Source organism: Vibrio atlanticus (assembly GCF_024347315.1).
GTDB classification, from domain to species: Bacteria; Pseudomonadota; Gammaproteobacteria; order Enterobacterales; family Vibrionaceae; genus Vibrio; species Vibrio atlanticus.
This window is the reverse complement of sequence record NZ_AP025460.1, coordinates 2,211,805-2,233,757: the sequence shown is the minus strand read 5'-3', so window position 1 is coordinate 2,233,757 and position 21,953 is coordinate 2,211,805. Positions and strand designations below refer to the sequence as shown.

The window sequence follows — 21,953 nt, the reverse complement described above, 5'->3', positions numbered from 1 at the left end:
CATGAAGACAATATCAAAAGCCATTGGCCTATCATGTTTGGCGTTGTTGACAGCCTGTAAAGACAAAGGTGTCACTGAAGTCGAAAAGCTTCCTCTTGTTAAAGCCATTGAAATCTCCGTCTTAGACTTTAACGATAAACTCTATTTTCCAGCAGTGGCTAATGCAGCTGAGAAAGCGCACCTAAGTTTCCGTGTCGCTGGTGAGATTTTTAAACTTGATGTGAAAGAAGGTGAACGTGTTTCCAAAGGGAACATCATTGCCGAGCTTGACCCAACCGATTATCAATTGGATGTGGACAATGCTCAAGCGCGTTACACGGTAATTAACAGTCAATACCGACGTTCGAGTCCGCTAGTGAAAAAAGGCTTATTGGCTAAGTCGCAATTCGATGAAATTGCCGCTCAACGCCAGATTGCTTATGCCGAGTTAGAATTGGCAAAACTGCGTTTGTCATTTACTAAGCTTCGCGCACCGGTTGATGGAATTATCTCTCGTGTCAGTGTTGATCAATACGAAAATATTCAGGTTGGCCAACAGATTGTGAATATTCACAGTGTTGAGGATGTTGAAGTTGTTATCCAATTGCCTGACCAAATCTATGTAAATCAACCAAATGAAGCGACTATCTCGAATATTGAGGCAGTAGTTAGAGTTCCAAGTGGGAATGAATACAGTGCGGGGATAAAAGAGTTTACGACTGAACCCGATCCAAACACAGGTACATTTACCGTCACGCTTGCTTTGCCTATGCCAGAAGGTGATTTGATTCTTGACGGTATGGCCGTTGAGGTCACGTCAAATGGGCGTGATATCGGGTTGAAATTAAAAGCCGGTGTACTTATTCCTATTGAGGCTGTGTTCAATGCCGATGGGGATGAGTTAACTCGTCAAAACTCTTACGTGTGGATTCTTAATGGCGACAATACAGTATCTAAACAGCAAGTCGTATTAGGCAAAGCGAATCAGAAAACATTGCAGATAATTAAAGGATTAGAAATGGGGCAGCATGTCGTTGTTGCAGGCGTATCGCGATTGCGAGATGGGATGACAGTGGAAGTATTGTCTCAGGAGACGAACAATGAGTGAAGTCAATAACAAGCCCCAAAGTGACGATCAACAGGGTGATGAGCAAATCACTGGAGTGGCGGCTTATTTTATACGAAATAAGGTCATTAGCTGGATGCTATCACTGATCTTTCTTATTGGTGGTGTGTCTGCATTCTTTGGTTTGGGCCGTTTAGAAGATCCTGCCTTTACCATCAAAGATGCCATGGTAGTAACCTCTTATCCGGGAGCGACGCCTCAGCAAGTGGAAGAGGAAGTGACTTACCCATTAGAGAAAGCGATTCAACAGCTTACCTATGTTGATGAAGTTAACTCTATCTCTAGTCGTGGCCTGTCTCAGGTTACGGTAACGATGAAGAATAATTACGGGCCTGATGATCTTCCACAAATTTGGGATGAACTTCGTCGAAAAGTGAATGATTTGAAAGGTCAACTGCCACCTGGGGTAAATGCCCCTCAAGTCATAGACGACTTTGGTGATGTTTACGGTATTTTGCTTGCTGTTACTGGCGATGGCTACAGTTATAAAGAACTATTGGATTACATTGACTATTTAAGGCGAGAGCTAGAACTTGTTGATGGGGTCAGTAAAGTCTCGGTATCCGGCCAACAGCAAGAGCAAGTGTTCATTGAGATATCGATGAAACGGATCAGCTCTCTGGGTTTGTCTCCAAATACTGTATTTAACCTTTTATCCACTCAGAATATTGTTTCAAGTGCAGGTGCTGTCAGGATTGGTGATGAGTACATTCGAATCCATCCAACCGGAGAGTTCCAGAATGTTGAACAGCTCGGTGATTTGATTCTTACGGAAGGTGGTGCTCAAGGGCTTATCTATCTAAAAGATGTGGCGAATGTAACTCGTGGTTATGTTGAAGTGCCTACTAACATCATTGGCTATAACGGGAAGCTCGCACTTAACCTTGGTGTTTCTTTTGCACAAGGCGTGAACGTGGTCGCAGTGGGTGAAGCCTTTGACCGAAGGCTCGCCGAGCTGAAATACCAACAGCCCGTAGGTATTGACATATCTGAGGTTTATAACCAACCCAAAGAAGTTGATAAGTCGGTAAGCGGGTTCGTGGTGAGTTTAGGGCAGGCAGTTGCGATCGTAATCGTAGTGTTACTGTTCTTTATGGGGCTACGCTCTGGCCTGTTGATTGGTTTGATACTGCTGTTGACCGTATTCGGTACCTTCATTTTCATGCAGTACTTCAAGATCGACCTTCAACGTATTTCATTGGGCGCGTTGGTTATCGCTCTGGGGATGCTGGTGGATAATGCCATTGTGGTGGTGGAAGGGATATTGATCGGCACGCAGAAGGGGCGAACCCGAATGCAGGCCGCTACAGATATTGTGACCCAAACCAAATGGCCACTGCTTGGTGCAACGGTTATTGCGGTCACCGCTTTTGCCCCAATCGGTTTGTCTGAAGACTCAACGGGCGAATATTGTGGCACCTTGTTCACGGTTCTACTTATCTCCTTGATGCTGAGTTGGTTTACGGCCATCTCACTCACGCCATTCTTTGCCGATATGTTCTTCAAAGGCCAGAAAGTCGATCCAGATAGTGAAGGTAAAGACCCATACAACGGGATGGTTTTTGTTATCTATAAAAACTTCCTTGAGTTCTGTATGAAGCGTGCGTGGCTCACGATGTTCGTTCTGATTATTGGTTTGGGTGCGAGTGTTTACGGCTTTGGTTTTGTAAAACAAGCCTTCTTCCCATCTTCGACTACGCCAATGTTCCAAGTGGATGTTTGGATGCCGGAAGGTACCGATATTCGTGCGACCAACACTAAGCTTAAAGTGCTTGAAGGTTGGTTAGCAGAGCAGGACGAAGTTGAGCACATCACGACAACGGCAGGTAAAGGCCTACAACGTTTCATGCTGACTTATGCGCCAGAGAAAAGTTATAGCGCATACGGTGAGATAACGGTTCGTGTGAAGAGTTATGAAGTACTTGAAGGTTTGATGTTGCGCTTTCGTGAGCATGTAAACGGCCAGTTCCCTGAAATTAATTACAAACTTAAGCAGATCGAATTAGGTCCTGGTGGCGGTGCTAAAATTGAAGCGCGAATTGTGGGTTCTGATCCAACGGTTTTACGTTCAATCGCAGCTCAAGTTATGGACATCATGCGTGCTGACAATGGGTCGTTTAACGTTCGTCACGATTGGCGTGAAAGAACTAAGGTACTGGAACCTCAGTTCAACGAAAGCCAAGCGCGTCGTTATGGTATTACCAAATCTGACGTTGATGATTTCCTAGCGATGTCTTTCTCTGGTAAGTCGATTGGTGTGTATCGTGATGGTACTACGCTGATGCCTATTGTGGCTCGTTTACCTGAAGATGAGCGAATTGATATTCGCAACATCGAAGGTATGAAGATTTGGAGCCCGGCATTAAGTGAATACATCCCACTACAACAAGTAACACTAGGCTACGAATTGGAATGGGAAGATCCACTGATCATCCGTAAGAACCGTAAGCGTATGCTGACGGTAATGGCGGATCCTGACCTACTGGGTGAAGAGACAGCATCAACTTTACAGAAACGCTTACAGCCACAAATAGAAGCGATTGAGATGCCACCGGGTTATTCATTGGAATGGGGTGGTGAATACGAGTCGTCAGCTGACGCTCAAGCGTCACTGTTCACAACTATGCCGTTAGGCTACTTGTTCATGTTCTTAATCACGGTGTTCTTGTTTAATTCGGTGAAAGAGCCTCTGATTGTTTGGTTAACGGTACCACTCGCCTTGATAGGGGTAACGACAGGCTTGCTAGCCTTGAATACACCGTTCGGTTTTATGGCGCTTCTGGGCTTCTTGAGTTTGTCTGGAATGCTTCTGAAGAACGGTATCGTATTGCTTGATCAAATTGAGATTGAGATGAAGTCAGGTAAAGACCCATATATAGCGGTTGTTGATGCGGCATTGAGTCGTGTACGTCCTGTATGTATGGCGGCTATCACAACGATTCTCGGTATGATTCCATTGTTACCGGATATCTTCTTCAAGCCAATGGCGGTAACCATCATGTTTGGTTTAGGCTTCGCCACCGTACTGACGCTAATCGTGGTACCTGTGCTGTATCGTCTATTCCATAAAATTGAAGTCTCGTAAGACGAGTGAGTCTTTGAATTAATGCCCCTGTTTAGGGGCATTATCATTTCTGAGTGATTTAAAATAGGTAGCAATAACATGGAAACAAACACTGAAGGTAGAACGTGTGCATGGGCACTGAAGCACGAACTGGAAAGGGAGTACCACGACGCAGAGTGGGGCGTACCGGTTTATGATGACCAAGTTTTGTTTGAGTTCATTACCTTAGAAGGGGCACAAGCAGGCCTTAGCTGGATTACGATCCTTAAAAAGCGCGAAGGCTATCGTGCTGCCTTTGATAATTACGATCTAAACAAGTTAGCCGAATTGAATGAAGACAATGTGCCACACGTCATAGAGAACTTTGATGTGGTTAAGCATAAAGGCAAGATTGCCTCTGTGTATAACAACGCTCGAGCAACGCTTGAACTGCAGAAAGAGTTTGGTTCTCTTTCAAACGCCTTATGGCAATTTGTCGATAACAAGGTGATCGAAAACCACTGGATTGAGATGACTCAAGTTCCCGCTTCTACCGAGCAATCCAAAGCGATGAGTAAGTTTTTGAAGAAGAGAGGCTTTAAGTTTGTTGGGGAAACAATCTGTTACGCGTTAATGCAAGCGACAGGTATGGTTAATGACCATTTAGAAGGTTGCCCACATAAATAAAGGTGTTATTTCTCGACGCGAAATAATTGTGTGTAAATTGAAAAATTCACTGGTCATTTATAAACTTTTCAATATTATATGCGACCAAATTCAAATGTAGACAACGATAGTGAATCAACAAAACTACCAAATATGTGATGCTAACTATGATCCCTTGCTTAGGCAGTTTATGCGTGAGGATGGCCACGTAGAAACTATCGCGCCGCTAGAAGGTAAAGTGTTCCTATTCTTGCTTGAAAATACAGGCGAATGCATTGAGCGAGGCCTGATCTTTGATAGATGTTGGGGGGATGTGATTGTCTCTGAGCAAGCGTTGACCAACGTGATATCTAAGCTTAGAAAAACACTGAACAGAGTGACTTGTGGTTGCGCCACGATTCGTACCGTCAGTAAAATGGGGTATTCTCTGGAGATAGAGGAATCATCTCAACCTCAAAATACAGAGCCTAAAGCGACAGTCCCTGAGGCGGATTTAGTATCAGAGTCTCCTCAAACGATAGGATTATCGCAAGCCGAACTTAACCCATCATCAATAACGACAAATCAAACACAAACCTCAGGAGAGTCACCTGAGAAAAAGCCGCAAGATGAGCAGGCTCATGTTATGCCTGCATCAGTAACACAAAGCGTTGAAGGCGACATGGAAATGCCATTGTCCACAGTTAGCCCGAGAGGTTCAGTCAACGCGGTACCACCTAGCTTTAAGCTTTTTGTTCATCGTCATTTAGCCTGCGTGGGCTACTTTTTAGCCTTTACCTGTGTGTTGATCTCTTTGTTTAATATATTTCAGGCTTACTATCAGCCATTGCCATACTTTGTTGATAAAAATGAGTATCACGACAGCTTCGTAGATGAAACTAATCACTACTTTTTCCATATTGTTCGCAATGAAGCCTACTCGTTGCCTGCGATCACTGAGAGACTGATACAAGTTATACCTAGCCACTGTAATGTTGATGTTTTTGTTCGCATTTATCCATCTGTCAACCAACCTGAAAATGATGCTTTGTATATGCTAATTGAGAGAAAGGATGGCGAAGCTCTTAATTACTTGTCATCTATTTTTGAAGTTGAGTCATCTTTTGATTCGTTTGTGAATTACATGGCTCAAAGGAGTTACTTTTGCGAATAATTGGTTTGCTATTGGTATTAGCACTCACAGCTGCAAGTTTCATGATTGATAGAAACGTATTAGCGGGCACTCGTTGGCACTGTAAAACCATCAAAACAGGCTTTATGACGCAGGCATTTCAATCTTATCAATCGTTGTATGAACGTATGACTTTTACCTTCCAATCAGACAATACGTTTATGATTACAGAGGCGGTAAAGATTGAAAGGAAGGATGGTCAGGTGAGTAAATTGGAGCACCACTCCTCAGGTCGTTATTCGTTAGAAGATGGCGAGTTGTCTATCTCTATCATTGATTATTCGCCGACAACTGAAACTGATGATCCTGTTATTAATCGAGAGTATAGCTCGTATAAGGGGCTGAATATTGATTACTCAGTTGTTGTCACCGATGACTCACTCTATTTATTTAATAAGAATCGTTTCGAAATTTTTAATTGGGTATGTTTTAAGGTCCAGAAGTAGTTATATAACTTCTACACCAAGAGCTTACCGAACTAAAAAAGGCAGGTTGTCCCCTGTCTCTTATACACAAATCCCTAAGCCACGCTTGGGGATTTTTTTTGAACTATTTTTAGGTTTCATGATCTGATCATCTAAGCAATGACAAGGATGATTATCATGACCTATATAGAGCCAACCCTTTGGGCACAAAAACAGTTCGGTCAAGCCCACCTTAATGACCCTAGACGCACTCAAAGACTCGTTGCTCTCGCAGCCTCACTGGCCGAGCAACCTGGCGTACCCGTCTCGAAACTCATTATCTCCCCTGCTGAAATGGAAGGGGCTTATCGCTTCATCCGTAATGAGCAAATCAAAGCAGAAGATATCGCAGAGGCGGGTTTTTATGTCACTGCACAAGAAGCATTAGAGCAACAGACACTTCTTGCCTTAGAAGACACCACTTCTCTCAGTTACTCCCATCGCAGCATTCGAGATGAACTCGGGCACTCCAATCAAGGCAATCGACATCGCGCCATGTTCGTACACTCAACCTTACTTTTTGCTCCCGACACTCAATCTGTTATTGGTTTAATTGAACAACAGCGCTGGACTCGTGATATAGAAAAGCGAGGTCAAAGGCACCAGCATGCGACTCGACCATACAAAGAGAAAGAAAGTTATAAGTGGGAACAAGCCTCTCGCCATGTCGCTGAGCGACTTGGCGATAAAATTTCGGATGTCATTTCTGTGTGCGATAGAGAAGCCGACCTATTTGAATACCTCACTTACAAGCGAGAGCAACAACAAAGGTTCCTCGTTCGCTCAATGCAAAGCCGCTGTATTGAAGAGCATGATAATCGTCTTTATAGCTATGCCTCTACCCTGTTATCAGCCGGAGAGAAAGTGCTCGAAATACCGCAAAAAGGCGGTCGTAAAGCTCGCAAGGCTCATTTAGATATCAAATATGCCCCCGTGACACTCAAGTCTCCTGCTAACAAGAAAGAGTTCGATAACATTCCGCTTTACTACGTGGGATGTATAGAACAAGGAGAGAGTGGTAATAAGCTCGCATGGCACTTACTGACTTCAGAGCCGATAACGAGCAAGGAAGAGGCACTCAAAATCGTCAGTTATTATGAGCGGCGCTGGCTAATAGAAGATTTTCATAAAGTCTGGAAAAGTGAAGGGACTGAAGTTGAGCAACTGAGAATGCAAAGTAAGGATAACTTAGAAAGGCTCAGCGTCGTTTTGGCTTTTATCGCGACTCGGTTACTCCAATTGAGGTTTATGAATGAATCAGACGAGTTATCTAAGACCAGTTGTGAGCAGGTATTAAAAGGCAAAGCGTGGAAGTTAATGTGGCTCAAGTTGGAGAGCAAAAAACTACCGAAAGAAGCGCCTAATATATCATGGGCTTACAACGGTATTGCTCGGTTAGGTGGCTGGAAGAATACCAAGCGAACAGGTCGCGCTTCTATAAAGGCGTTATGGCAAGGATGGCTTAGGTTACAAACCATCCTTGAAGGGTATGAACTCGCTAAGTCTCTTGATTAACCAGACTTGTGATCAAGAGACAGGGTTGTCCCTGCCTTTTTGTGGAAACTTGTTTATTGTTTTACTTAAACCAGAGCGTTGTAACGATCTAGTCCAGCTTCTAGATCCGCAATCAGGTCATCGACGTCTTCTAAGCCGATATGAACGCGTATCAAGGTTCCTTCGAAGTTAGGGTTCGCTACCGTTCTCAAGCTATTAAAGCTGCTCGGTTCGTTCGCTAGAATCAAACTTTCAAATCCACCCCATGAGTAACCCATACTAAAGTGCGTCATACCATCAAGCAGAGCAGTCGTTGCTTTTGTGTTTGAGTTCTTAAGAACGAAAGAGAACAAACCATTACCGCCAGTGAAGTCTCGTTTGAAGAATTCATGACCGGGACAAGACTCAAGGGCAGGGTGACGAACATGGTCAACCTCAGGGCGTGTTTCTAACCACTTTGCTACTTTTAGGCTGCTTTCAGCATGTTGGCGAAGTCGAACGTCAAGAGTGCGAATACCGCGAAGACCAAGATAAGCGTCATCTGGAGATACGCACTGTCCCATCAAGTAACTCTGCTCTCTCAGTTGATCCCAACATTTTTCGTTGGCTACCGCCGTTCCTAGCATCACATCAGAGTGACCAACAATGTATTTAGTCGCCGCTTGAATTGAGATGTCGACGCCAAAATCGAACGGTGAGAAGTTAACACCAGCCGCCCACGTGTTATCGAGCATTACAATGATGTCATGTTCATGGGCAATACGTGCGAGTGTTGGGATGTCTTGAACTTCCATGGTGACTGAACCCGGAGATTCAGTAAATAGAACCTTAGTATTTGGCTTAATAAGGTCTTGGATACCTTCACCGATCGTTGGCTCGTAGTAAGTGGTCTCTACACCCATCTTTTTCATTATGGTGTCACAGAAATCACGAGTGGGTTCATAACAGGTATCGACCATCAGAATATGGTCACCTGTTTCAACAAAAGAGAGGATGGCATTAGAGATGGCTGCCGTACCACAAGGGTAAAGTGCGCAACCTGCACCACCTTCAACTTCAACCATTGCATCTTGAAATGCGAAATGAGTCGTGGTGCCACGGCGTCCGTAGAAAAGTGTCTTGTTAGCGCGGTTAATGGTCGCTTTGCGTTTCTCTTCTACTGTGTTGAACACGACAGTTGAAGCGCGTTGTACTGGTGGGTTAACGACACCATTAGTCCACTTCTTATCACGACCTGCAGTGATCAGTTTAGTGGTTTTGTTCTCGGACATGCTGTGAATTCCTTATCAATCGGTTATGTCCTATTTAAAACATGCCAATAGCCTTCAAAGCAAGAGCAGAGCGGGAGTTTTTGCGCTTTTCTTTCGCTTTTTAACCTTCCACGTCGTTTATCGTGAAAGGTTTAAAATCCGATAGTCGGCGAGTGATGAGCCGCGGTGGACGCATTGATGGAATTAAAGCAGCGGGTTGAATAAGTAAAACAACCTTTCGAAGAAGCGGTTGCGTAGGTTTCTCTGCTCCCATTGCTCCAATTCCACTGGATGAGATGATTCAATATAGGATTGCTGCAAATCAAACAGTTGCTTGGTGAAGTGCACATCATCAACGGCTAGCGTTACTTCGAAGTTAAGCCATAGGCTGCGCATGTCGATATTGACCGTTCCGATTAAGCAAAACTCTTCATCAATCACTACCGATTTGGTGTGAAGAAGCCCGCCGTAAAACTCATATATCTTCACTCCGGCTTCAAGCAGTTCGGTATAGAAGGCGCGAGAAGCCCATTTAACCATTAATGAATCGTTGTTATGTGGAATGATTAATTCTACGCTGACACCACGTTGTGCCGTCATTTTGAGTGTTTCTAATAAGTCGGCACTCGGTACAAAGTAGGGTGTTGTAATACGAACTGAATGGTTTGCTTGATTAATCGCAATAGTAAGAACTTGCAGAATCAAATACTCCGGCATGCCCGGCCCAGATGGCACTACTTGAACTGGATGATGCGTCATTATTTCTTCAACCGGGCACTCTGGTAAATCAGGAAGAATGCGTTCACCGGTTTCCACTTCCCAATCCCAACCATGAATTGCTGACAACACGTTAACGGTTGGCCCAGTGACGCGAACCATGACATCAATCCATTGGCCGACCCCTGAGCTCTGTTTGAAATGAGCTGGATCTACCATATTCATTGACCCGGTATAGGCGATGGACTCATCAATCACGATGATCTTCCGGTGCTGCCTTAGATCTAAACGGCGTAAGAAAATACGCCAAGGACTAACCTCTAATGCTTGGACAACGTGAACGCCAGCGTCTTTCATCATTGAACGCCAGTGACTTTTGAAAAAACGCGGGCTACCTGCAGAATCGAGTAAAACTTTAACATCGACACCACGTTTTGCAGCTCGAATAAGTGCGGAAGCAACGGAATCAGTTAAGCCGCCGGGGTGCCAAATATAGAAAACCATTTTGATACTAGTCTGGGCGTTTTCTATATCTTCGATAATTGCGTGTAGGATTTCATTAGGAGAAGCTTGCAGTGAAAGTGTGTTTCCGCTGAGAGCTGGAATGCCCATCCGATTGTTACAAAGCTCATCAATTTTGTGGATAGGAGAGCCGACTTTACCTGGAAGGTGGACTTGGCAATCATTTAATTGGCGGAACCAATCACCAAAAGGCGTAAACATGCGATGTGCACGCTCAGCCCTCTTTCTACCGAGATTTAGCTCTCCGAAAAGGAAGTAACAAGCGACGCCAACAATAGGGATAATGTAGATAACCATCAACCATGCGAGAGAAACGCTGACAGAGCGTCGTTTTAGTACGACACGAAAAGTCACACCGGCGACAAGGACCCAGTATAAAGCGACAGAAGCTAAAGTTAAAAAATGGTAGAGCTTTTCCACATTGAATACTCGAAAAAAGAGACACTTAGATAGTAATGCTATTTTACGGATATGGGAATTTAAGGAATCAACTATTTACAAAATAGAGCAAAAGCTGTAAACAGGTTAAAGTTGTTAAGTTTTAGTTAACTTAAGACGAATGCAATTGTTTTGTATGAAAAATCGGCATTTAACCATAAAGATTTACATTGATAACGAAATATATACGGTTCGGGCTTCCAATTGTATTCTTAAACTGGTTTACTTGCTAGATAACGAGCGTCAATCAAATCTTTTAATGGTGTAAATTATTGTATACACCTTATCTTTTAATGACGCCACACAAAGCAAAATACAACATCACATAACACAAAAGTTTGGAGTAAACGTGGCTACTAGTAATACAACCACTACACCCCGCGATACCTGGGGTTCGAAATTAGGATTCGTAATGGCTGCAGCAGGTTCTGCTGTTGGCTTAGGTAACATCTGGAAATTCCCATACACAGCAGGTGAAAGTGGCGGCGGTGCATTCGTTGCAATTTATCTGTTTTTTGTAATCTTCATCGGTTTCAGTGTGATGCTGACTGAATTTGCGATTGGCCGTCATACGCAAAAATCAGCAGTGGGTGCATTTAAATCAACTGACCGTCGCTGGACGTTCGCTGGTGTTATTGGCGTAGTCAGTGGTTTACTTATCATGGGTTTCTACCCTGTAGTAGGTGGCTGGTCTATCGCATACATCGGTAAAATTGCTGGTGGTCTACTAGATGCACCTGAAGCAATTGGCGACAGCTTTGGTGGCTTTATCTCAAACCCAGTTCAGCCACTAATGTGGATGGGCCTATACTTACTACTTAACGTTGTCATCGTTATGAAGGGTATTTCTGGCGGTATTGAGAAAGCGGGTAAGATTCTGATGCCGCTTCTTTTCATCATCCTTATCGTGGTATCAATCAAAGGCCTAATGCTTCCGGGCGCGATGGCTGGTCTTGAATTCCTATTCAGCCCTGACTTCTCTAAAGTAGACAGCGGTGTAATCCTAGCTGCACTGGGTCAAGCATTCTTCTCACTATCTCTTGGTATGGGTTGTATGTTGACTTACGGTTCTTACCTTAAGAAGAAAGAGAACCTAGTTCAAACTACAGCTATGGTTACGGCGATGGATACAGGCGTTGCTATCCTAGCTGGTGTTGCAATGTTCCCTGCAATGTTCGCATTCGGTATGGAACCTGCAGCAGGTCCTGGTCTAGTATTCGTTGTTGTTCCTCAGCTATTCGCTGAAATGGGCGGCGTAGTTGGTCTTCTATTTGCTCTTATGTTCTTCGTTGGTCTAAGTGTTGCGGCACTGACTTCTTCAGTATCTCTACTTGAAGTTGTTGTTTCGTACCTAATCGATGAGAAAGGCATGAAGCGTGTAACAGCTGTACTGTCTGCAAGTGTCGTAATGGCGATTCTATGTATCTTCGCTTCTCTATCTCTTGGTGGCTTTGGTCCAACACTGTTTGGTACTGGTGCATTCGATATCTTCGACCTACTAACGGATAAGATCTTCCTAGCAGTTGGCGGTATGTTGGTATGTATCTTCGCTGGTTGGAGACTAAACCGTGCTGACCTAGAGAAAGAAATCACTAACGACGGTGAAGTATCTTTCCCTCTATTCGGTCTATGGTACACACTCGTTAAGTACATCATCCCAGTAGCTATCGCTATCGTAGCGTTCATGGGCATCTCTTCTGGCTTCGACAGCGGTAAAGGTGCAATCATGCTACTAGGTATTGGTATCATTGCCGGCTCTGCGCTTATTTCTAAGAAGCTATAATTCTTAGAAACTCTAATCGCAAACTAAAGTTAATTGATAAGCGGGAGCCATTGGCTCCCGTTTTTTATTCGACGTACTTATTATTTTTCGAGAAATAAAAACATCGTCCCCTAAAGTTATCCGTGTGGTGGCCGATATATCTTTCGGTTAGGCTATATCGGCCTGTATTTATTTTTAGGTAGGTGTTCTGTGAAATTGTCAGTGAGAAAAAAACTATATTTGGGTTTTGGATCTATATTGGCGGTGCTTGTCACGTTGGTAGGGGTTGTATCGATAGAAGTGATTGGGGCTCACGAGAGCTCTGATGAAATTAGACTGGATGATGTTCCAGGAACTGTTACCTACCTTATATTGATCGATGAAGCTGGTGATGTTTACCGTGATGCTTTGGGCGCGGTTGTTCAGGGCGGTAATGCGCTCAATGATTATCGAGCTAACAAGACTCAATTTTCTCAAGCAATTGAAGAAGCAAAGCGTTTAGAGAGTAAAGGCTCAGAGGACCATCGTCGTGTTCAGCGAATTGAAGAGCTAATGGGGCGCTTTACTCAAGAGTTTGAGTCGAAGCTCGTACCTATGCTTAATGACGAAACTGCATTGTTATCAAATATCCAGCAGCTTCGCTCTTTGTATGAGAATAATCTTATCCCGATTGAAAATTTGCTTGATCAAGCATCTGAAAGTGAGATTGCTGATACAGAGCGAGCTCTGCTAACACTAACGGATTCGTTTATTACAATCGAACGCACGATTATGGTGTTGACTGCGGTTGCGATTGTGTTTGGTTGCGTAATTGCGTTTGTATTGTCTAGCTCTATTACTAATCGCTTAACTCGTGTAGAGCAAGTTGCACGACGCGTAGCAAATGGTGATCTAACGGCAGGTGACATTGTTGATGATTCTGGTGATGAGTTGGCTGACCTTGCTCAATCGATCAACCAGATGCAAAAGTCATTGGTCGATCTCCTCGGTTCTATCTCATCAGTGACTACCCAAGTTCAATCCGTTACTGGTGAGCTATCATCAATCAGCCACGACATCGTATCTGGCGCCTCTGCTCAAGCAGATAAAGCGACATTGATTGCGACTGCGGCAGAAGAACTAAGCTTAACCATTTCTGAAGTAGCGCAACAAGGTACTTCTACTTATGAAGAAGCGCGCCGCTCAGAAACGTCTGCAGAAGACGGTCGTAAAGTGATCGTGGAGATGGTTGCGAGCATCCAACAAGTGTCTACTCAAATGAGCGACATGTCGTTACAAATGAACACGCTGGGTTCACATGGCGAGCAGATTGGCAGTGTTATCAAGGTAATCGAAGATATCGCAGAACAAACCAACCTCTTGGCTCTGAACGCGGCTATTGAAGCTGCGCGTGCTGGTGAGTTCGGTCGTGGTTTTGCCGTGGTAGCTGATGAAGTACGAGCGCTAGCGGAGAGAACGACTAAAGCAACACAAGAAGTGTCTGGTATCATCCAATCTATTCAATCTGGCACTCAAGAAGCGGTGACTTACACTCAAGACAACTGTCGTTTAGTTGAAATTGGTGTAGAGCAAAGTACTGGGGCGGTATCGGCTCTAGAAGCAATTGTTAGCGGTGCGGGCAACGTACAAAGCATGGTTAACTCAATTGCGACTGCGGCAGAAGAACAGACAGCGGTGACAAAAGAAATCGCAGCGGATATTACGGCAATCAGTGATATCTCTGAACAGTCATTACAGTTAGCGACTCGCAGCTCTGAGAACACATCAGGTTTGAATGCTAAAGTTGCCGAACTTGAAGGCTTAGTAGGTAAGTTCAAACTTGCTTAGAGCTTAGAGCTGGATCATAAGTCTAGAACATAAGCTTAGAGCGAATTGATTAAAGACTTCCCAGTGAAAGTTGCCTATTGAAACATAAGCCCAACGATTCAATGTTTATTGAACTCGTTGGGCTTTTTCGTAGCTGGAATCTGGATTCAGACACGGTATACTCCACGTTCTACAATGGAGCTAGCCTTTACATGTTCGACATTCTTCTGAATCACTCTGATTTTTTACTTATAAACAAACATCCAGGCGTCAGCGTCCATAAAGACGATGGTGATACGATGTTATTGCAAGAAGTTGCTAAGGCAATCAATGAGCCGAAGCTATATTTAGTCCATCGTCTCGATAAAATGACGTCAGGAATTCTACTGCTGGCAAAAAATACCCCGGCAGCGAGTGAGCTTTCACAGTTGTTTGCAAAGCGTGAAGTAGAGAAGTACTACCTTGCGATAGGCTCCAAGAAGCCGAAGAAAAAGCAGGGGCTGATCTCAGGAGATATGGAGCGTTCACGACGCTCAAGCTGGAAGCTGCTGACAACCAAAGAAAACCCAGCGATTACCCAATTTTTATCTGCAACGGCTGAACCCGGTGAGCGTCTACTTTTATGTAAACCCTATACGGGGCGAACTCATCAGATCCGTGTCGCGATGAAGTCCATTGGCTCGGCTATTGTTGGTGATCCTATTTACAATCCATCGAACGAGGCTGACAGAGGCTATCTGCATGCCTTCGCGATTCGATTTACCTATCAATCACAAGCCTACGAATATGTCTGCGATCCAAGAAACCTCGACTCTTTGGGTGAGAAATGGCATCAAGAGATCGTGTCTAATGGTTTAGACAGTTGGCTTGAACCTTGGTCATTAACGTGGCCAAAGCTAAACACTAAGTGAGTGAAATAATGGAAGCATCAGCTTTACCTCTGTTTTTTAGTCATATTGAACAGCAATTGAATGAAGTGCCGAATGAACTACGTCGTATTTTTCACGGGCGTGGCAAGTTTTGGCCCGGCCTAGATCAACTCACTTGTGATTGGGTTGATGGACAGTTATTGGTTAACGTGTTTAAAGAAGTGGACCAAGCGTTCTTATCATCTCTTAAAGCTGGATTGGTTAACCTGACCACGAAAGATATCTGGCAAGCAAAACAGGGCACAAGCATTGTGCTGCAACACCGTTATGCTGATGGCGCGCCCTCTGAAGTGTTGTGGGGTGAATTGAACGACTCACCAGTCGTGGTTGAACATGGGCTTAAGTACCAACTAGACATTGGCCGTAATCAGAACTTCGGTCTGTTCCTAGACATGCGTAATGGTCGTCAGTGGGTACAAGATAATGCTAAGGATAAGAACGTTCTTAACTTGTTCGCATACACTTGTGGCTTCTCTGTCGCGGCGATTGCGGGTGGCGCTCGACAATGCATGAACGTAGACATGTCACGCGGATCACTGAATAAAGGCCGTGATAACCACCGCTTGAATGAGCATGACATGCGCTCGGTGAACTTCCTTGGCTACGACATCTTTAAGTCGTGGGGAAAAATCAAGAAGGGTGGCCCATACGAGCTGGTTATTATCGATCCGCCTTCGTTTCAAAAAGGCAGCTTTGCACTGACTAAAGACTACAAAAAGATCTTACGTCGTTTGCCTGAGCTTCTAACCGAAGGTGGTGAAGTGATTGCTTGTGTTAACTCACCAGCAGTGTCACCAAACTTCTTGATTGAGACGATGGCAGAAGAAGCACCAAGTGTTGAGTTTATTGAGCGTTTAGATAATCCACCTGAGTTTGTCGATGTCGACCTCGATTCAAGTTTGAAAGTCCTGAGATTTAAAATTAACGTTTCTGAAGACGCTTAATTTAGAGTAAACAAATATCAACGTTTGAAAGTAAAAAAGCCACTCAAATGAGTCAACACCTATCATTTAAGGTGTTTAGATCGCACAGTGTAGCGAGTCTTACTAAAACGAACGGTCCTATCTTTGGGCCGTTTTTGTTTTTCGGGCAAAATATAACGTTTCACTCGCTCTCTCATAGCTCGCAGCTTTTTGGGAACCGAACCTGGGGAGGCGATAGCACACCACATTAGCTCATCTTGAATATCTCGAAGTGCCATCGTAAAGCTTATCCTAAGTGGTGAGACTTCAGCCTCTTTTGCTATTCGGCTAATCTCCAGGCGGATTAAGTTATACGCGATAAGGATACCCCATATCTCTTGCTCTACACCCTCTACAGATTGACTGCGGAGCAGAATTTCATCGTCAAGCATGTCATGCTTAATCTCGCCATAACTATTCTCGATTTCCCACCTTTCGAAGTACACATCTAATAATGATTTTAAACTGTATTTTCTATCTGTTAGAGAAGTCAGCAGCCCTTGTATATGATTGGGTTGTTGTTCACCATCATCGGGGTATAGAGCCAGCCTAGCTTTCCACGTTTCCGGGAGGCTCGGGTCTTGCTTTCTAGCTTGTGGAGAGACTTTCATCTCTACAATCAGATCTCGCCCATCATCATCGAGTTGCTCGATGGTTTCATATTTCACATTCGACTTTATTGGCGTCATCCAGTGACTTGTCCCATGCTCTTGTTGCCAGTTAAGCATAAGTTCTGCGCTCAAGTAGCAACGGTCAAAAATGGTCAATGAATTCGGGACTGCTGATGAAATTAAATCTTTTGCATAGCTGATTTCACCTTTAGAACTTTCCCCAAAAGCCACATCATGAATAAGTCGACTCCGTAGTGATGTGAGTGCGCACATTCGAACGATTGGATATTCAGTGTGCCTGTCTTTTCGGTAGTAAACATATTGATAATGCTCAGCTAAGCTTGGATTGTCGTGAGTTCTAAACTGTGTGCCATCGATTGAAAATAGGCTCAAACCATTCCATTTATCACCCGCATCTTCCGACTGTGTCCAGTGCTTTGCTGTGATTGAGAATAATGACTTTAAAGGCTTAGCGGTGAGGCGTTTTCTTGCCTGAGGAATTGCACTAGGTGCAATTGTTTCACCCAATGAATTAGACAATTTGAGGTCGAGTTTATCGAGTACATCAGTAATCGGTCTATCTCGATATAGACCAATACCAACGACTAACCATACAACAAGTTCGGCAGGTAACTTTCTACGGCGCATGCTCGCTTTGTTCGTTTCAGATAAAGCTTGGTTTATCCAATCTAGCGGAAGGTCTTTTTGGAACAAAGAAAGAGATTCTGGATTAGCAAAATCGTCAACATCGATTAACCAGTGTGACAGCATAAAAAAATACCCTTAAACAAAAGTGCTTAAGGGTATTGTTAACCATCTGTAGGATCGTTCAACTGATCAGGAAAATGCTTAAATGATCAGTGTTAACTCAAATGAGTGGCTTTTTGGTCTTTAGGTTTCTAAGAAGTTTAAGCTTGTTGTTTCTCTAGCTCAGCTTCTTTCACTTCGTCTTTGATTAGAGAATCAACGATTACCGCACATGCTGCATCACCAGTGATGTTAAGGGCAGTACGGATCATGTCGAAGATACGGTCTAGAGCGAACAGCAGAGGTAGACCTTCGATAGGGATACCAGCTGCTAGAAGAACCGCAACCACTAGGAAAGAAGGACCTGGAACACCAGCTTGACCAACTGCGCCTAGCGTAGACGTTACGATGATAGCAACGTAAGCACCCATAGATAGGTCGATGTTGAACAGCTGTGCGAAGAAGATAGCAACTAGGCCGTAGTAAATTGCGTTACCAGACATGTTGATCGTCGCACCAAGTGGCAGAACGAATGAAGCCGTAGAGTTGCGAACGCCAAGTTCTTTCTCTACCGTTTCCATTGTTACTGGTAGTGTCGCCATTGAAGATGCTGTTGATAGTGCAACCGCTTGAGGCTTCTTCATTGCCACTAGGAACTTCTTAGCTGAAGTCTTAGTGAAGATTTGAATCATCAGTGGGTAAGCAACAAAGCCGAAGATAAGAATCGCAGCGATGTAAACAATGAACAGCTTGAACACGACCATAAGCGCGCCAAAACCAAACGTACCTACTGCTTCAGCCATTAGGCCGAATACGCCAAGTGGTGCAATGATCATAACTTTGTTGATCATCCATACCATAGCGTCAACGATAGCATTTACACCGTTGATGATAGGGTCACGTTTCTCTTTTGCTTGTTTAGAAATCGCAATACCAAAGAATAAGCAGAAAACGAGAATTTGCAGAATGTTTGCTTCATTCAGTGATTGGAAAACGTTGGTAGGGATCATGCCAGTGATGGTTGCCCAGAACGTTGGAAGTTCGCCTTTCGCAGCGTATTCTGAAGAGAACATTCCCTCAACGCCAGACACATCGATACCACGACCCGGTTCGAACACTTCACCCATTACAAGCGCGAGTGCTACAGCAAGTGCAGACGTTAGTGCAAAGTAACCCAGTGTTGTTACACCGACTTTACCAGCCGATGAACTATTACCTAGACCAGCAGCACCTGAAATTAGGGCAACTGCGACTAGAGGAATAACCAGCATCTTGATCAAATTGATGAAGATAGCACCCAGTGGAGCGAACATTGTTGCGCTGTCACCCATCATCGCGCCGACTGCGGTACCGATGATCATTGCAATAACGACTTGAATGCCAATATTGCTTAGTAAACTCTTTTCTTTTAACACTTCCATAACCTCTGTGCTACTAAATATAAAAATCCCAGAATTACTCACCAATGAACGATGCGCCATTGGATAAATATTTCGCGAAGAGTTTTACACGTATCCTTTACATTTATCAATATGAGCAGAGGTGAAAGTCTCTTAAAAACAGCAGGTGAATCGCTATTAGATGTTTTTTTACACCAAGGCAAACGTTTGCTTTGGTTTTTCGTTGTTCGGTTATTTGTAGGATTTATAAAAGTGTTTTTATTGATCGCTTTGTGAATAGATTGTGCTTCGCGTCGCTTGCTTACTTTTGTTAACATTTAATCCATATCTTTGCGTTTTTTCTATACAGATTAATCTGGCTGAAAATGATAAAGCTTGTTGTGGGAAATTTAGCCTGAACTATGCTTAAGGTATCTATCTATTACCAAGATGTTACCTCTGCGCTTTAAATAAAACGTCTATCTAGCATCTCAGTTGTAAGGAGAGGGGCTATGACTTTTATATTAAAGTACTTGTTTGCGTTTCTTCTGTTGTTCAGCTCTGTGTTCGCTCAGGCCGATGATGTCTGGGTGATTGAGGTGAACGGAGGGATAGGTCCGGCGACCAGTGATTACCTCACTAGAGAAATAGAACAAGCTCACGACGAGCAAGCAAAACTCATCATTTTGAAAATGAACACGCCTGGCGGGTTAGATTCGTCGATGCGTGATATTATTCGATCCATCACCACCTCACCGATCCCAGTCGCTACTTGGGTTGGGCCTGCGGGTTCACGAGCAGCGAGCGCCGGAACCTATATTCTACTCGCTAGCCACATCGCTTCTATGGCGCCCGGAACTAATCTAGGTGCAGCAACTCCTGTGTCTCTTGGCGGTGGCAAAGCGCCGACTAATCCTTTGTCGCCTCAAGACGATACCAATAAAGACGACAGCACTTCTGCGAGTGAGCAAGACGCAACGAAACAAGAGAACTCAGACCAAGTAAAAGCCACCACTGCGATGGAGAAGAAAGTCATCAATGATGCAGCGGCTTACATTGTCAGTTTGGCCAAGTTACACAACCGTAATGAAGAATGGGCAGAAAAAGCGGTGCGAGAGGCCGCAAGTTTGGATTCTAAGAATGCACTCTCGCTTAACGTGATTGATTTTATTGCCAGCGACCTTCAGCAATTGGTTGAACTGAGCAACGGACGCGTCATCACCATCAACGGTGTCAGTCAGGAAGTTCAACTGAGTGATGTGGCTTTTGTCGAGCGAGAACAAGACTGGCGCTTTAGTCTGCTTTCGGTGATCACTAATCCAAATGTTGCTTACATTCTGATGCTAATCGGTATCTATGGTTTGTTGCTTGAGTTCTATAACCCTGGCGTCGGCTTACCGGGTGTATTGGGCGGTATCTGTCTGTTATTGGCAATGTACTCCTTACAAATGCTGCCGGTGAGTTACGCAGGCCTTGCGTTGATTCTGCTTGGAATTGCCTTAATGGTGGCTGAGGCCTTTAGCCCGAGCTTTGGTATCTTCGGTTTGGGTGGCGTCGCCGCATTCACATTGGGCTCGGTCATGCTGATGGATACTGAGGTGCCGGGTTATCAAATCGCATTGCCACTAATTATCGGGATCAGTTTGTTCTCTGTCGCCTTTATCGTCGTCACTATATCCATGTTAGTTCGAGTGAGAAACAAGCCGGTGACTACGGGGATGGAAGCGGTTGTCGGCGACACTGGGAAAGTGGTAAGCGGCTTCCCCGGTGCGGGTCGAGTATTGGTTGAAGGTGAGATCTGGCAAGCCAAATGCGCGAGTGAATTGCAAGCGGGGCAGCTTATTAGAGTGACCAAACTGACTGGGTTGTTGTTGGATGTGGAGGCGCTGCCCGATGATACATCATCGAAATCTAGCTAGCGCGGACTGTTAGCGTGGAATGCTAGTACAAACGTTATTGAATTATTAATTGCTTATCCATCGTTACCATTAGGGGGCGGTTATGTTTATACACACTATAGGTATTGTCATCGTGCTCGTTATCTTGTTGATAGCCAGCATGTTCAGAGTGCTGCGTGAATACGAGCGTGCAGTGGTGTTCTTCCTCGGGCGCTTTTACGGCGTCAAAGGACCGGGGTTGATTATCATCATTCCTTTTATCCAACAAATTGTGCGAGTGGATCTACGAACTATCGTTTTGGATGTTCCAACACAAGATTTGATCACACGCGATAACGTGTCGGTTAAGGTGAATGCCGTGGTGTACTTCCGAGTGCTGGATCCGAAGATGGCGATCAACAACGTTGAGAATTACCTTGAAGCGACTAGCCAACTTTCACAAACAACGCTGCGTTCGGTGCTCGGTCAGCATGAGTTGGATGAGCTGCTGTCTGAGCGTGAAGAGCTCAATAGAGATTTACAAGCGATACTGGACCAACACACCGATAACTGGGGGATCAAGATTGCCAATGTCGAGATTAAGCATGTCGACCTTGATGACAGTATGGTGCGTGCTCTTGCTAAACAAGCCGAGGCGGAACGTTCTCGTCGAGCCAAGGTGATACATGCGACGGGTGAGTTAGAAGCATCGACTAAATTACGTGAAGCGGCCGAAGTGCTAAATCAAGCGCCCAACGCCATTCAATTGCGATATATGCAAACGTTAACCGAGGTGGCTAACGAAAGAACCTCCACCATCATCTTCCCAATGCCCATCGATTTAGTGGAGAAGATAACGGACCCGATCAAAGCAACACTCAATGAGGCTGCAATCAAGAAAGCGATGAAAGCCGATGAGTGATTGTCTCAAATGAAAAGTAATAAAAAAGGCTCCACAGTTGTGGCTGTCTCTTATACACAAATCCCTAAGCCACGCTTGGGGATTTTTT

16 protein-coding genes are annotated in these 21,953 nt (G+C 44.4%); 12 read left to right on the top strand and 4 right to left on the bottom strand.

Annotated features, from left to right (window positions below):
* The first annotated feature begins 1 nt into the window (after nt 1).
* The 6 genes from OCV30_RS09910 to OCV30_RS09885 all read left to right on the top strand — a co-directional run bounded on the left by OCV30_RS09910 (nt 2) and on the right by OCV30_RS09885 (nt 7,964).
* Nucleotides 2-1,087, top strand: a complete 1,086-nt coding sequence (locus OCV30_RS09910; protein WP_065678775.1) for an efflux RND transporter periplasmic adaptor subunit — start codon at nt 2-4, stop codon at nt 1,085-1,087.
* Complete coding sequence (locus OCV30_RS09905; RefSeq protein ID WP_065678774.1) at nt 1,080-4,190, top strand: efflux RND transporter permease subunit; 3,111 nt, start codon at nt 1,080-1,082, stop codon at nt 4,188-4,190. The genes OCV30_RS09910 and OCV30_RS09905 overlap by 8 nt, the downstream gene beginning before the upstream one ends.
* Before the next feature lie 78 nt (nt 4,191-4,268).
* A complete protein-coding gene (locus OCV30_RS09900) occupies nt 4,269-4,835 on the top strand; it encodes a DNA-3-methyladenine glycosylase I (RefSeq protein WP_009848770.1) in 567 nt (188 codons plus the stop codon).
* 109 nt (nt 4,836-4,944) lie between these two features.
* A complete protein-coding gene (locus OCV30_RS09895) occupies nt 4,945-5,967 on the top strand; it encodes a winged helix-turn-helix domain-containing protein (RefSeq protein WP_017100082.1) in 1,023 nt (340 codons plus the stop codon).
* The gene (locus tag OCV30_RS09890; protein WP_083994592.1) at nt 5,958-6,431 is read left to right on the top strand and encodes a hypothetical protein; all 474 of its coding nucleotides are present in this window, start codon (nt 5,958-5,960) and stop codon (nt 6,429-6,431) included. Before OCV30_RS09895 ends, OCV30_RS09890 begins: the two co-directional genes overlap by 10 nt.
* A gap of 156 nt (nt 6,432-6,587) precedes the next feature.
* Nucleotides 6,588-7,964 carry an IS4 family transposase gene (locus tag OCV30_RS09885; RefSeq protein WP_261879029.1) on the top strand — a complete coding sequence of 459 codons (1,377 nt, stop codon included), beginning with the start codon at nt 6,588-6,590 and terminating at the stop codon, nt 7,962-7,964.
* 65 nt (nt 7,965-8,029) lie between these two features.
* Here the strand turns inward: OCV30_RS09885 and OCV30_RS09880 are convergent, their stop codons facing one another.
* Together OCV30_RS09880 and cls are read right to left on the bottom strand one after the other, a co-directional pair.
* Nucleotides 8,030-9,214, bottom strand: a complete 1,185-nt coding sequence (locus tag OCV30_RS09880) for a cystathionine beta-lyase (protein ID WP_017104078.1) — start codon at nt 9,212-9,214, stop codon at nt 8,030-8,032.
* 183 nt (nt 9,215-9,397) lie between these two features.
* On the bottom strand, nt 9,398-10,852 hold the full coding sequence (cls, locus tag OCV30_RS09875) for a cardiolipin synthase (protein WP_012604351.1): 1,455 nt from the start codon (nt 10,850-10,852) through the stop codon (nt 9,398-9,400).
* A gap of 367 nt (nt 10,853-11,219) precedes the next feature.
* Here cls and OCV30_RS09870 point away from each other — a divergent pair, with 367 nt between their 5' ends.
* The 4 genes from OCV30_RS09870 to OCV30_RS09855 all read left to right on the top strand — a co-directional run bounded on the left by OCV30_RS09870 (nt 11,220) and on the right by OCV30_RS09855 (nt 16,311).
* Nucleotides 11,220-12,653 carry a sodium-dependent transporter gene (locus tag OCV30_RS09870; protein ID WP_012604350.1) on the top strand — a complete coding sequence of 478 codons (1,434 nt, stop codon included), beginning with the start codon at nt 11,220-11,222 and terminating at the stop codon, nt 12,651-12,653.
* Nucleotides 12,654-12,842: 189 nt separating this feature from the next.
* Nucleotides 12,843-14,459 (top strand): methyl-accepting chemotaxis protein, encoded by a 1,617-nt coding sequence (locus OCV30_RS09865; protein ID WP_065680237.1) that lies wholly within the window; start codon nt 12,843-12,845, stop codon nt 14,457-14,459.
* A gap of 191 nt (nt 14,460-14,650) precedes the next feature.
* Nucleotides 14,651-15,349: a TIGR01621 family pseudouridine synthase gene (locus OCV30_RS09860; RefSeq protein ID WP_065680238.1), complete on the top strand. Its 699-nt coding sequence runs from the start codon at nt 14,651-14,653 to the stop codon at nt 15,347-15,349.
* An 8-nt stretch (nt 15,350-15,357) separates the two neighbouring features.
* Nucleotides 15,358-16,311, top strand: a complete 954-nt coding sequence (locus OCV30_RS09855) for a class I SAM-dependent methyltransferase (protein ID WP_065680239.1) — start codon at nt 15,358-15,360, stop codon at nt 16,309-16,311.
* Nucleotides 16,312-16,373: 62 nt separating this feature from the next.
* Here OCV30_RS09855 and OCV30_RS09850 read toward each other — a convergent pair whose 3' ends face one another.
* Nucleotides 16,374-17,711 (bottom strand): IS4 family transposase, encoded by a 1,338-nt coding sequence (locus OCV30_RS09850; protein WP_065680110.1) that lies wholly within the window; start codon nt 17,709-17,711, stop codon nt 16,374-16,376.
* Nucleotides 17,712-17,848: 137 nt separating this feature from the next.
* Nucleotides 17,849-19,168 (bottom strand): dicarboxylate/amino acid:cation symporter, encoded by a 1,320-nt coding sequence (locus tag OCV30_RS09845; protein ID WP_012604345.1) that lies wholly within the window; start codon nt 19,166-19,168, stop codon nt 17,849-17,851.
* A 410-nt stretch (nt 19,169-19,578) separates the two neighbouring features.
* On the opposite strand from OCV30_RS09845, the gene OCV30_RS09840 reads away from it, so the two are divergent.
* Together OCV30_RS09840 and OCV30_RS09835 are read left to right on the top strand one after the other, a co-directional pair.
* Nucleotides 19,579-20,985, top strand: a complete 1,407-nt coding sequence (locus OCV30_RS09840; protein ID WP_065680082.1) for an NfeD family protein — start codon at nt 19,579-19,581, stop codon at nt 20,983-20,985.
* 82 nt (nt 20,986-21,067) lie between these two features.
* Entirely contained in the window at nt 21,068-21,865 is a 798-nt protein-coding gene (locus OCV30_RS09835) for a slipin family protein (RefSeq protein ID WP_065680081.1), read from the top strand.
* The last annotated feature ends 88 nt before the right edge of the window (nt 21,866-21,953 follow it).

Coding starts and splice junctions, on each gene's coding strand:
- OCV30_RS09905 (WP_065678774.1), top strand. CDS start 1,080: ATGAGTGAAGTCAATAACAAGCCCCAAAGTGACGATCAACAGGGTGAT.
- OCV30_RS09900 (WP_009848770.1), top strand. CDS start 4,269: ATGGAAACAAACACTGAAGGTAGAACGTGTGCATGGGCACTGAAGCAC.
- OCV30_RS09840 (WP_065680082.1), top strand. CDS start 19,579: ATGACTTTTATATTAAAGTACTTGTTTGCGTTTCTTCTGTTGTTCAGC.
- OCV30_RS09880 (WP_017104078.1), bottom strand. CDS start 9,214: ATGTCCGAGAACAAAACCACTAAACTGATCACTGCAGGTCGTGATAAG.
- OCV30_RS09850 (WP_065680110.1), bottom strand. CDS start 17,711: ATGCTGTCACACTGGTTAATCGATGTTGACGATTTTGCTAATCCAGAA.
- OCV30_RS09860 (WP_065680238.1), top strand. CDS start 14,651: ATGTTCGACATTCTTCTGAATCACTCTGATTTTTTACTTATAAACAAA.
- OCV30_RS09885 (WP_261879029.1), top strand. CDS start 6,588: ATGACCTATATAGAGCCAACCCTTTGGGCACAAAAACAGTTCGGTCAA.
- OCV30_RS09855 (WP_065680239.1), top strand. CDS start 15,358: ATGGAAGCATCAGCTTTACCTCTGTTTTTTAGTCATATTGAACAGCAA.
- OCV30_RS09845 (WP_012604345.1), bottom strand. CDS start 19,168: ATGGCGCATCGTTCATTGGTGAGTAATTCTGGGATTTTTATATTTAGT.
- OCV30_RS09910 (WP_065678775.1), top strand. CDS start 2: ATGAAGACAATATCAAAAGCCATTGGCCTATCATGTTTGGCGTTGTTG.
- OCV30_RS09835 (WP_065680081.1), top strand. CDS start 21,068: ATGTTTATACACACTATAGGTATTGTCATCGTGCTCGTTATCTTGTTG.